The organism is Geomonas subterranea, from assembly GCF_019063845.1.
Lineage (GTDB): Bacteria > Desulfobacterota > Desulfuromonadia > Geobacterales > Geobacteraceae > Geomonas > Geomonas subterranea.
Genome location: NZ_CP077683.1, coordinates 959,215 through 971,007 on the forward strand (window position 1 = coordinate 959,215; position 11,793 = coordinate 971,007).

The 11,793-nt window shown below is 63.4% G+C and carries 8 protein-coding genes; 5 read left to right on the top strand and 3 right to left on the bottom strand.

Annotated elements, in window-relative coordinates; translation table 11 throughout:
• Nucleotides 1-118 precede the first annotated feature (118 nt).
• On the top strand, nt 119-1,573 hold the full coding sequence (locus tag KP001_RS04205; RefSeq protein WP_217288326.1) for a sigma-54-dependent transcriptional regulator: 1,455 nt from the start codon (nt 119-121) through the stop codon (nt 1,571-1,573).
• Nucleotides 1,574-1,756: 183 nt separating this feature from the next.
• Here the strand turns inward: KP001_RS04205 and KP001_RS04210 are convergent, their stop codons facing one another.
• Both KP001_RS04210 and KP001_RS04215 read right to left on the bottom strand, forming a co-directional pair.
• Nucleotides 1,757-2,800 (bottom strand): HD domain-containing phosphohydrolase, encoded by a 1,044-nt coding sequence (locus KP001_RS04210; protein ID WP_217288327.1) that lies wholly within the window; start codon nt 2,798-2,800, stop codon nt 1,757-1,759.
• Nucleotides 2,797-5,121, bottom strand: a complete 2,325-nt coding sequence (locus KP001_RS04215; RefSeq protein WP_217288328.1) for a PAS domain-containing hybrid sensor histidine kinase/response regulator — start codon at nt 5,119-5,121, stop codon at nt 2,797-2,799. Before KP001_RS04215 ends, KP001_RS04210 begins: the two co-directional genes overlap by 4 nt.
• Nucleotides 5,122-5,316: 195 nt before the next feature.
• Between KP001_RS04215 and KP001_RS04220 the strand changes: the two genes are divergently transcribed.
• The 4 genes from KP001_RS04220 to KP001_RS04235 all read left to right on the top strand — a co-directional run bounded on the left by KP001_RS04220 (nt 5,317) and on the right by KP001_RS04235 (nt 10,852).
• Nucleotides 5,317-6,435, top strand: coding sequence for an efflux RND transporter periplasmic adaptor subunit (locus KP001_RS04220; RefSeq protein ID WP_239027888.1), 1,119 nt, complete (start codon nt 5,317-5,319; stop codon nt 6,433-6,435).
• Entirely contained in the window at nt 6,432-9,533 is a 3,102-nt protein-coding gene (locus KP001_RS04225; protein ID WP_217288329.1) for an efflux RND transporter permease subunit, read from the top strand. Before KP001_RS04220 ends, KP001_RS04225 begins: the two co-directional genes overlap by 4 nt.
• 100 nt (nt 9,534-9,633) lie before the next feature.
• Nucleotides 9,634-10,575, top strand: a complete 942-nt coding sequence (gene fliK, locus KP001_RS04230; protein ID WP_217288330.1) for a flagellar hook-length control protein FliK — start codon at nt 9,634-9,636, stop codon at nt 10,573-10,575.
• A complete protein-coding gene (locus KP001_RS04235; RefSeq protein ID WP_217288331.1) occupies nt 10,568-10,852 on the top strand; it encodes an EscU/YscU/HrcU family type III secretion system export apparatus switch protein in 285 nt (94 codons plus the stop codon). Before fliK ends, KP001_RS04235 begins: the two co-directional genes overlap by 8 nt.
• Before the next feature lie 21 nt (nt 10,853-10,873).
• Here the strand turns inward: KP001_RS04235 and KP001_RS04240 are convergent, their stop codons facing one another.
• The gene (locus tag KP001_RS04240; protein ID WP_217288332.1) at nt 10,874-11,716 is read right to left on the bottom strand and encodes a ChaN family lipoprotein; all 843 of its coding nucleotides are present in this window, start codon (nt 11,714-11,716) and stop codon (nt 10,874-10,876) included.
• Nucleotides 11,717-11,793 lie beyond the last annotated feature (77 nt).

The window sequence follows — 11,793 nt, forward strand, 5'->3', positions numbered from 1 at the left end:
CGCTTCTCCAAAAGGGCGGTTCTTTTACTATCACCCGGCGTCACTCACAGAAACTTTGATACGCCCGACCTTGGCAACGGGGTGGCGCGGATTATAATAGCCCATCGGGGGAGCGGCCATGACTGCGAAACTGCTGATTCTGGATGACGATCACGACATCCTGCTCATGCTGAAGACCATCTTCACGGGCGAGGAATACGAACTGCTGCTGGAGAGTGACAGCGAAGGAGCATTGAAGCGCGTCATCGCCGATCGCCCCAATGTGGCGATCATGGACATAAGCCTCCCCCAGAAGTCCGGCATCGAGGTGCTCAAAGAGGCGAAGAAGATCGACCCCGGCCTCGCCGTCATCATGGCTACCGGCTACAAGACCACCCAAAACGCCATCGAGGCGATGAAGCACGGCGCTTTCGACTACGTGACCAAGCCCTTCGACATGAACAAGCTGAAGGGTGCCGTCAAGAAGGCGCTGGAGTGCAACCTCCTGAGCCGCAAGGTGCGCTATACCAAGGAGCGCGCCCAGGTGGAGGAGGATCTCACCGAGGACCTGATGATCGGTTCCTCCCCAGAGATGATCGAGATCTGGAAGATGGTGGGGACCGTCGCGGATTCCGATGCCACCGTGCTGATCCAGGGCGAATCCGGAACCGGCAAGGAACTGCTGGCCCGCGCCATCTATAACAACTCCCGCCGCAAGAACCGTCCCTTCCTGGCCGTCAACTGCGCCGCGCTCCCCGAGGCCCTGCTCGAGTCCGAGCTGTTCGGCCACGAGAAGGGGGCCTTCACCGACGCCCATACCCGCCGCATCGGCAAGTTCGAGCAATGCAACGGCGGCACCATCTTCCTCGACGAGATCGGGGAGATGAGCCCCGCAAACCAGGGGAAGTTCCTGCGCGTTCTCGAGAACCAGGAATTCGAGCGGGTAGGGGGGAACGAGACCATCAAGGTGGATGTCCGCGTCATCGCGGCCACCAACCGTTCGCTGCTCGCCGCGGTGAAGGAGAAGTCCTTCCGGATGGACCTTTTCTACCGTCTGCGCGTGGTGAACTTCTTCCTGCCGCCGCTTCGGGACCGGACCGAGGACATCCCGCTCCTGGTCGACCTCTTCGTCAAGAAGTTCGCCAAGAAGTACGGCAAGAACGTGAAAGGGGTCGCCCCCGACACCATGGCGCTCTTGATGAACCACCAGTTCGAGGGGAACATCAGGGAATTGAAGAACGTCATCAACTCCGCGGTGGTCTTTTGCCGCGGCGACATCCTGGTTTCCGGTGACTTCGAGTCCTTCCTCACCGCGAAGGCCGGGTTCAAGGAAGTCGACCTCGATGTTGTGGGCGATGACTATTACGAGGTGTTCTGGAGTATGCTGGAGCCGGTTTTCGACGGCATCTGCCAGAAGAACAAAGGCTCCATCTACGAGAGCGTCAACATGGGGCTGGAGAAGGCGCTCATCCACATGGCGATGGAGAAGAGCAACAACAACCAGGTTTTCGCCGCCAAGCTGTTGGGCATCAGCCGCAACACGCTGAGGGACCGGTTGGAGCGCTACCGGATCGGGACGGGCGACCCCGCCTGATTCCCTGACGCAGATGCAAAAAGAGCCGGCGACCAGATGGTCCGCCGGCTCTTCTTTTTTGTGATGCTGTCGGGGCGGATAGTCATTCGCCCTTGTTCGTGCCCTTGCGCCGGCTGTCCTGTCCCGGGGCTACAGCGCTGGGCGAATAATCATTCGCCCCCACAGAGTCGCAAGGAGTCCTGGTTACAGGGTTTTTCCTGCCGCCCTTTCCCACTCCTCCTTGGCAATGGAGAGGAACACGTCCACCAGCCTCGGGTCGAACTGCTGACCCGAGCAGCGCACCACTTCGTCGAGCACCGCCTGGAAGGTGAGGGCCTTGCGGTAGGGGCGGTCCGAGGTCATGGCGTCCAGGGTGTCCACCAGCGAGAAGATGCGCGCGCTGATGGGGATGGCCTCGCCGGCCGCGCGGTGAGGATAGCCCATGCCGTCATAGCGTTCGTGGTGGAACAGCACCAGTTCGGCGGCGTCGGAGAAGTACTTGATCCCGGCCAGGATGTCGAATCCGATCTTCGGGTGCTGGCGCATCACCTTCCACTCCTCGTCGTCGAGTTTCCCCGGCTTCAGGAGTATGTTGTCGGACACGCCGATCTTGCCGATGTCGTGCAAAAGGGCGCCCTTGCCCATGATGACACGCTCTTCCGGCCCGATTCCCGCCTTTTCCGCCAGAAGGCACGTGTACGCCATCACCCGCTCGGAATGCGAGCCGACTTCCTTTTCCCTCGCGTCCAGCGCGCGGATCAGCGCCGCCAGCGTGTGCTCGTAGGCGAGGTTGATCTCGCCCATGACGGTCCTGATCACCTCGGTCTGCTCGCGGACCTTGAGCTCCAGGTTGGCCTGGTACTCCTTGTTCTCCATGACCAGGCGCCGCTTCTCCAGCGTGTTCTTCACGGTCAAAAGCACCCGGTCCAGGTTGAACGGCTTGGTGATGTAGTCCTCGGCGCCGTTGTGGATGCAGGAAAGCGCGGTGTCCATGTCGTTCATCGCGGTGATCATCAGCACCGTGGTGTCCGGTGCGACCTGCTTTATGTCCTTGAGCAGATCGATACCCGAGCGCCCCGGCATCATGATGTCCAAAAGGGCGAGGTCCAGCTGCTGGCTGTTGATTATGTCCAGGCCTTCTTCCGCGCTGCCGGCCTGGAAGCAGGTGAATCCTTCCTTGGACAGAGTGATGTTGATCAGTTCTCTGATCATGTCCTCGTCGTCGGCTATGAGTATGTTCCCTTTCAATTGCTACCTCCTGGAATCGCCCGCGCCGCTTCTTGCGACCCGGTCCCCTGCAGGGTGTCCCTCACCTTTCTGATCAGGGCGTCACTTGCAAAGGGCTTGGGCAGGAACTGCATCCCTTTTTCCAGCGTTTTCTCGAAGCTGGTCCGGTTGTCAGTGTGCCCAGACATGAAAAGTACTTTGAGCGTCGGCTTTCTGGCCAGCAGGTGTTCGGCCAGGGTCGGACCGCTCATGAACGGCATGACCACGTCGGTCAGGAGCATGTCGATCTCGTCGGCGTGCCGTTCGAACAGGACTATTCCCTGTTCGGGGTCCGTCGTCTCCAGCACCCTGAAACCGCGCATTCTCAGGGTGTGCACCACCAGGTTCAGCACTCCGGGCTCATCCTCAACTACCAGAATGGTGTGGTCCGTGTCAATGGAGTCGTCCGACTGCCGCTCGCCCTGGGATTCTGCCTCCTGCTCTGTGCGCGGCAGGTAGATGTCGAAGCGCGCCCCCTGTCCGGGCTCGCTGATCACCTCGATGTAGCCGCCACACTGCTTCACGATGCCGTACACGGTAGCAAGCCCGAGCCCGGTGCCGCGCCCCATCTCCTTGGTGGTGAAGAACGGTTCGAAGAGCCGCTGCTTCACTTCTTCGGTCATTCCCTGGCCCCGGTCGGTGACACTCAGTACCACGTAATCTCCCGTCTGGGAGCCCGGGTGCCGGTGCGTGTACCCCTCGTCCAGCTCCCGGTTCACGGTCGATACCGTGATCACTCCGCCGGTGTCGGAGGCGTCCCGGGCGTTCACCACGAGGTTCATGACGATCTGTTCCAGCTGTCCGGGGTCCATCCTGACCAGCCCGGCGTCTGGAGCGAGCTCGGTGACCAGCCGGATGTTCTCGCCGATCAGCCGTTCCAGCATCTTCTGCACCGATCTTACCTGGCGGTTGATGTCCAGCACCCGCGGCTCCATGATCTGCCGCCGGCTGAAGCTCAAGAGCTGCCGGGTGAGGTCGGCCGCCCGCTCGCCGGCGCGCAGGATCTGTTCCGCCTCCTTGCGCATGGGCGATTTCTCGTCCAGGGCCCGGATCAAAAGCGTGCTGTAGCCGTTGATCACGGTGAGCAGGTTGTTGAAGTCGTGGGCGATCCCCCCGGCCAGCTGCCCGACCGCCTCCATCTTCTGCACCTGCCGCATCTGGTCCACGACGAGCTTTCTCTCGGTGATGTCCTCCTTGACGCCGACGAAGTGGGTGATCTGCCCCTCCGGGTTCTTGACCGCCGAAATGGAACAGCTCTCCCAGAAAAGATCCCCGTTTTTCTTCCGGTTGTGCAGCTCTCCGTGCCACTCCTTTCCGGAGCCGATGGTTTCCCAGAGTTCCCGGTAGAATTCATCCCCCATGGTGCCTGACCTGAGGATGCTGGTCTTCTTGCCGATCAGTTCGTGTTCCGGGTAGCCGCACACCTCGATGAACTTCGGGTTCACGTACTCGATGTACCCCTGGAGGTCGGTGATCACCACCGACACCGGGCTCTGTTCGACTGCACGCCACAACTTGCTCAGTTCGGCCTCGGCCCGCCGCCGCTCGGTGATGTCGAGCAGCGTCCCGATGACGGCATCGGAGCCGTTGATCAGGGTCCTGGTGCCGTTCACCTCCAGGTCGATGGCGGCGCCGTCCTGCCGCGTGCCCCGGAAGAAGAAGTGCAGCGGCTCGCTCCCCTCTTTGAGCGGGCGCAGGAACTGGGTCAACACCCGGATCTGGTCGTCCGGCGCGACCAGGTCGAGGATGCTGCGCTTCTCGATAAGGTGCTCTGGAGGGTAACCAAAGATGGAGCCGAGCTTTGGGTTCGCATAGATGAAGATGTCTTCCTGCAGCATGAAGATGCCGACCAGGGACTGCTCCACCAGGCTCTGAAAGCGCGCCTCGGTCGCGGAAAGCGCCTCTTCGGCCTCGCGCCGCTCGCGGCGCACCACCGCTTCCCTCAACTCCCGCTTGATGGCGGGGATAAGCCGCGAAAGGCGGTCCTTGATCAGGTAGTCGTGCGCACCGGCACGCATCGCCTCGACGGCCGCATCCTCCCCCATCTGCCCCGATACCATGATGAAGGGGAGGTCGACGCCGCGCTCGTGCATGAGCTGCAGCGCACCCGGCCCGCTGAAACGTGGCATGACGTAGTCGGAGATGACCAGGTGCCACCCGCCGCGGTCCAGGGCCGCCTCCATCTCCTCCGGAGTCTCTACGCGCTCGTAAATGGGCGCGAATTCCTTCTGAAGGTGCCGGACGATGAGAACGGCGTCCTCGGGGGAATCGTCTACGATCAGGATGCGCAGTGGATGTTTCATCTCGCCGTGCCCTCGCTGTCGGTGCAGCTGTCGCAACCTTCCTTCACCTCCTTATCGGCCGCCTCTTGCGATATGTTTAGCTGCAGCGAAATTTTTAAAAAAGGAAACATTATGAATCCCGCTTTCTTGGCTACTAATTGGTTGCGGAGTGTGCTATGAATCTTCCAGCCTCCCCGCCGCAAAGGAGAAAAACCCGTGTCGATCCCCGCTCTTGCCCACATCCTTCCCCGGTTTCTGCTGCTCGTGCTCCTGTGCGCCCCCCTGGTGGCTGGCTGCTCCAGTGAGGCGGAAAAACCGAAGGCCAAGCCTGCAGCACCGGTCACCGTGGCGCGTGCCACCCGCAAAGATGTCCCCATTGAGCTGCGTGCCATCGGCAACGTCGAACCGTTCGCCACCGTCGCCCTCAAATCCCGCGTCACCGGGATGATCACCGCGGTGCGGTTCAAGGAGGGGGACGATGTCGCCAAGGGGGCGCTGCTGTTCACCGTTGATCCGCGTCCCTTCCAGGCTCAGCTGGCGCAGGCACAGGCGAACCTGGCCCGGGACCTCGCCAGCGCCAACAACGCCAAGGAACAGGCCAAGCGGTACGCCTCGCTCTGGCAGGAGGGGATCGTGACCCGCGAGCAGTACGACCAGCTCCAGGCCAACGCCGACTCCCTCTCTGCCTCGGTGGCCTCGCTGCGCGCAGCGGTGGACAACGCCAAGCTGCAGCTTGATTACTGCTTCATCCGCTCCCCCATGACCGGGCGCACCGGCGGTCTTGCCACCCACGCCGGAAACCTCGTCAAGGAGAACGACACGGCGCTGGTTACCATCAACCAGATCGCCCCGCTCTACGTCACCTTCTCCCTCCCGGAAAAGGACCTGGCCACCATCAAGGGAAGGGTAGGGGGCAGGCTCCCGGTCCAGGCGCGCGTCGCCGGGAGTGCCGTCGCGGAGCAGGGGACGGTGACCTTCCTGGACAACGGGGTCGATCCCGCCACCGGCACCATTAAGGTGAAGGCCACCTTCGCCAACGCCGGCAAGACGCTCTGGCCCGGCCAGTTCGTGAATGTAGCCATCACCCTCGACACCAAAAAAGGCGCGACCGTCGTCCCCACCCGCGCCGTCCAGACCGGGCAGCAGGGGGAATTCGTCTATGTCGTGAAGCCCGACTCCACGGCGGAGGTGCGCCCGGTCAGCACCGGGCCGTCTCTTGACGGTATGACCGTAATCGAGAAGGGGGTTGCTCCGGGCGACACGGTGGTTACCGACGGACAGGTGAAGCTGGTGCCGGGAGGGAAGGTCGCTGTGAAGGGCGGGGCTCCCTCATGAACCTGGCGGAACTCTTCATCCGGCGGCCGGTGATGACCAGCCTGGTCATGCTCGCCATCGTGCTGGCGGGGGTGATCGGCTACCAGCTGCTCCCGGTGAACGACCTTCCCAACGTCGATTACCCCACCATCCAGGTCACCGCCAACCTCCCCGGGGCGAACCCCGAGACCATGGCCAGCGCCGTCGCGACGCCGCTTGAGCGCCAGCTCTCCACCATCGCCGGCATCGACACCATGAACTCCACCAGCGGCCAGGGGGTGACACGCATCACGCTCCGCTTCGCGCTGGAGCGCGACATCGACGCCGCGGCGCAGGACGTGCAATCCGCCATCACCAAGGCGAGCCGCCAGCTCCCCCAGGACATGCCGTCCCCCCCCTCCTACCAGAAGGTGAACCCCGCGGACCAGCCGGTGCTCTACCTGGTGCTCAGTTCGAAGACCCTGCCGCTGTCCCAGGTGAACGAGTACGCCGACACCATGATCGCGCAGCGTGTCTCCATGGTGAGCGGGGTGGCCCAGGTGCAGGTCTACGGCGCCCAGAAGTACGCGGTCCGGGCGCGGCTGAACCCGATGGCGCTCGCCTCCAGGAAGATCGGGATCGACGAGGTCTCCCAGGCCCTCTCCGGCGGTAACGTGAATCTCCCCACCGGGACACTACAGGACGCCAGCAAGTCCTTCGCCATCCAGTCCCAGGGGGAGCTCCTCGATGCCGCCGCCTACCGGCCGCTGATCGTCGCCTATCGCGGCGGGTCGCCGGTGCGCCTGTCCGACCTCGGGAGCGTTATCGACTCGGTGGAGAACGACAAGATCGCAGGCTGGTTCAACGGCACCGAGCGCGCCATCATCCTTGCCGTGCAGCGCCAGCCCGGCACCAACACCATCGAGGTGGTGGACTCGATCAAGAAGCTTCTCCCGGGCTTTCGCGAACAGCTTCCCGGCTCCGTCACCCTGCACGAACTCTACGACCGCTCCCAGGCCATCCGGCACTCGGTGGCCGACGTGAAGTTCACCCTGGTGCTCACCATCGGGCTGGTGATCATGGTGATCTTCCTGTTCCTCAGGAACCTCTCCGCCACGGTGATTCCAAGCCTCGCGCTCCCCATCTCCCTCATCGGCACCTTCGCGGCCATGTATGGCCTCGGCTTCTCGGTGAACAACATCACCCTCATGGCGCTCACCCTGTCGGTCGGCTTCGTGGTGGACGACGCCATCGTCATGCTGGAAAACATCGTGCGCCACATGGAAGCGGGCGAACGGCCCATGGAAGCCGCCCTCAAGGGGGCGAAGGAGATCGGGTTCACCATCGTCTCCATGACCATCTCGCTGGTGGCCGTGTTCATCCCGGTGCTCTTCATGGGGGGGATGCTCGGGCGGCTGCTGCACGAGTTCGCGGTCACCATCACCTGTGCCATCCTCATCTCGGGCGTGGTCTCCCTGACCCTCACCCCCATGCTCTGCAGCCGGTTCCTGCACCCGCCGGCCGAGGAGCGTCACGGGAGGCTGTACCTTCTCCTGGAGCGCTGCTTCGACGCCATGCTTGCCGGTTACAGCACGACCCTGACAGCTGTGCTGCGGTACCGCCGCGCCACCCTCGCCGTCACCCTGGTCATGACCGTTGCCACCGTCTATCTCTTCAAGGTGATGCCCATGGGGCTTCTCCCCAGCGAGGACCTCGACTCCTTCTACTGCACCACCGAGGGGGCCCAGGGGGCGTCGTTCAACGAGATGGTCACCCACCAGCAGGAACTCGCGAAGCGGATCGCGGCCAACCCGAACATCAAGGGGTTCATGTCCACCGTCGGCGCCTCTGGCTCCCGGGTCGGCTCCAACTCCGGGTTCATGTTTATCACGCTCAAGCCGAGAAGTGAGAGGAAGGAGCCGGTGGACCAGGTGATCCAGAAGCTCCGCCCGAAACTGGCCGAGGTGCCGGGGATCCAGGCTTTCATGCAGAACCCGCCGCCGATCAGGCTGGAGGCGCAGCTCTCCAAGAGCCAGTACCAGTTCGTGCTGCAGAGCCCGGACACCCAGCTCCTTTACGAGAGCGCCGCGGCCTTCGAGCAGAAGCTGAAGCAGGTGCCGCAGCTGCTCGACGTGACCAGCGACCTGCAGCTCAAGAACCCGCAGGTCGATCTGAAAATCGACCGTGACAAGGCGACGGCGCTCGGGGTCACGGCGCAGCAGATCGAGGACGCGCTCTATTACGCCTACGGTTCCAGGCAGGTGTCGACCATCTTCGCCCCGACCAACCAGTACCAGGTGATCCTGGAACTGGAGCCGCAGTACCGGCTCGACCCTTCGGCACTGGGACTGCTCTATGTGCGGTCCTCGACCGGCGCGCTGGTGCCGCTTTCCACCATGACCACGCTGGCGAAATCGCTGGGGCCTTTGTCGGTGAACCACCTGGGGCAGATCACGAGCGTCACGGTCTCCTTCAACGTGAAGCCGGGAGTCCCCCTGGGAGATGCGGTGGCGGCGGTCGAGAAGCTGGCGGCGAGCACGCTTCCCCCGGGGATCAACACCGGGTTCCAGGGGGCGGCGCAGGCTTTCCAGTCCTCGACCAAGGGGCTGACGCTCCTGCTGCTGGCCGCCGTGGTGGTGATCTACCTGGTGCTCGGGATCCTGTACGAGAGCTACGTGCACCCGATCACCATCCTCTCGGGGCTTCCTTCCGCCGGTCTCGGGGCGTTGTTGACGCTGATGCTGTTTCACAAGGAGCTGGACCTGTACGCCTTCGTGGGGATCATCATGCTGGTGGGGATCGTGAAGAAGAACGCCATCATGATGATCGATTTCGCGCTCGATGCGCAGAGGCGTGAGGGGAAGAGCCCGATGGACGCGATTCACCAGGGGTGCCTGGTCCGTTTCCGTCCCATCATGATGACGACCATGGCGGCGCTCATGGGGACGCTCCCTATCGCCCTCGCCATTGGGGCAAGCTCCGAAGGGAGGCGGCCGCTCGGCCTGGCGGTAGTGGGTGGACTCCTGGTGTCGCAGCTTTTGACGCTCTACATCACGCCGGTGGTCTACTACTACATGGACCGGGCTGTGCAGAGGGGACGGGAGTTTTTTAAAAGGAAGGCGCCGGCGGCGCAGCCGTAGCGGTGCTGCTTCATGAAGCCAGACCCTTTGACGCCTGGACCCCGAACCTAGAACGTAGGACGTAGGACGTAGAACCGGTTTATGTTGCAGGGGACGCGGCATGTTGATCAACGACGACGCTCAAAAACAGGTATTGACCATCCTGGCCAAGACGGCGGTCACCCCGACCGCCGACGTGCAGGAGCGCGCCAGTTCTCTGCTGCAGTTGAACCCCGGGCAGCAGGTTAAGGCGGAGATCATCGCCAACCTCCCCAACAACCTGTACATGGCGCGGGTGGCCGGTGAGCTTTACAAGCTGGAGATCCCGCTCAACGTGCAGCCGGGTGAAACGCTCGAACTCACCTTCGTCACCGCCGATCCCCGCGTCACCTTCCAGATGCTGCGCCCCCAGACCGAATCGGTGCAGCTCAGTTCCATGGGCAAATGGCTCGCCGACGTCGTGGAAAACGCCACTTCGCTGCCGCCGGCGCAGGAGCCGCTGGTCGAACACCCGGAACTTGCCACCGCCCAGCTCGCCGGCAAGTTGAAGGCGAGCCTCACCCAGAACGGGCTTTTCTACGAATCGCACCTGGCCCAGTGGGCGCTCGGCGGGCTGCCGCTCAAGGAGCTGCTCAAGGAGCCCCAGGGCAAGCTTTCCCGCTTGTTGTCGGAAGGGGATGGGGGCACGGCGGGTGACGAGACGGGGGGGGCCATCGCCGACAGCCGCACGCTGCCGTTCATCAAGGAGCAACTGCACCTGCTGAATACCGGTGTGCTGGCCTGGCAGGGGGAGGCCTGGCCCGGGCAGGAGATGAGGCTGGTGGTCGGGGAGGGGAGCTCCGAACAGTGGGAGCAGGGTATCGAGGCGAACCTCTCGCTGGAGTTGCCGCGCCTGGGAGGGGTGAAGGCCCACCTTCGGTTCACCCCCGAGGGGATCAACGTGGAACTGGTCTGTGACCGTCCCGGCGCCTCGGAGCTTATGCGGCAGGAAAGCGGCGAGCTGCGCGCCTCGCTGGCAGCGAACGGATTGCACCTGAACAAGATGGCGGCCAAGGATGGCTAAAAGAACCTCCGACATAAAACGCGCCGTCGCCATGGCCTACCATCCCGATGAGGCCGGCGCTCCCAGGGTGATCGCCAAGGGGGCGGGGATCAGCGCGGAGGCGATCATCTCCCTCGCCAAAGAGCACGGCGTGTACGTGCACCAGTCCCCCGAACTGGTCTCCATGCTGATGCAGGTCGACCTCGACGCCGAGATCCCCCCCGAACTCTACCAGGCCGTCGCCGAACTCCTGGCCTGGCTCTACTCACTGGATCAGCAACTGGACCGGCAACTCTGACACGCCACCCGGATTCCCCGCTTAGAACCGCTCCACCAGCAGGTAATCCGCGTCCTCGGGGGTAACGCTCTCCTCGTCCAACGGCGGAACCGGCGGGAGCACGATCTTGTAGTCCAGGTTTCCCCTCAATTCGGCCGGAACCCCGCCGACCCCACGCGCGTGCCCACCCCCAGCGATCACGACCATCACCTTTTTGGGATGCGCGGCCATGTAGTCGTTGATGCGTCTGGCCATGACCATGTTGCGCAGCATCTGCGCCTCGGCGATGTGCCGGTACGCGTCGCCGCTTCGGCCGTGGCTTGGGAAGGATCCCCGCATGAAGTTCAGGAACTGGTCAGTCACCCTCGCGTCGACGTCGGGCGGCAGGTCCGCAAGCTCGGCGGCGCTCAGGGAGCCGAAGCCGCGCTGGGCGACGTTCTGGACGATGCCGCGCGGCGCGTTCAGCGCCACGATCGGGATGTGGTTGTCGCGGGCGAAGAAAAAGATATCGCTGTACATGCCCCAGGGGATGTGACGCCAGCTCCACTGGTACACCTTGCGAAAGGCGGACTCCGGCACCCTTCCCGCGCTCCAGGCGTCCAGCGCGGGCTGGCTTACCTTCTCGAACATCTCCATGCCGATCACCAGGTCCTTCCCCTGCGCCTTCAGGGCCTCGAGCACCCGCAGTTGCAGCTCGTGGTGCGCGGAGGCGTCGTGCCGCTCGCCCAGAAAGAGCACCGGACTCCCGGAAAGGTCGGCGATCATGCTCTGCACGTCGACCCTTTCATGATCGCGGACCCGCAACGCCTGCGTGATGGAACAGCCGCAGGTCAGGAGGGTCAGGAGAAATAAGAACAGTAATGTGGCGGCGCGACGGATGGGCATGGGCGTGGTTATAGCAGAAACGCGGGGAAGGCGCCATGGGAAAGAGGGAGGGGAAAGAGGGAGGGGGAGGCCTTCCA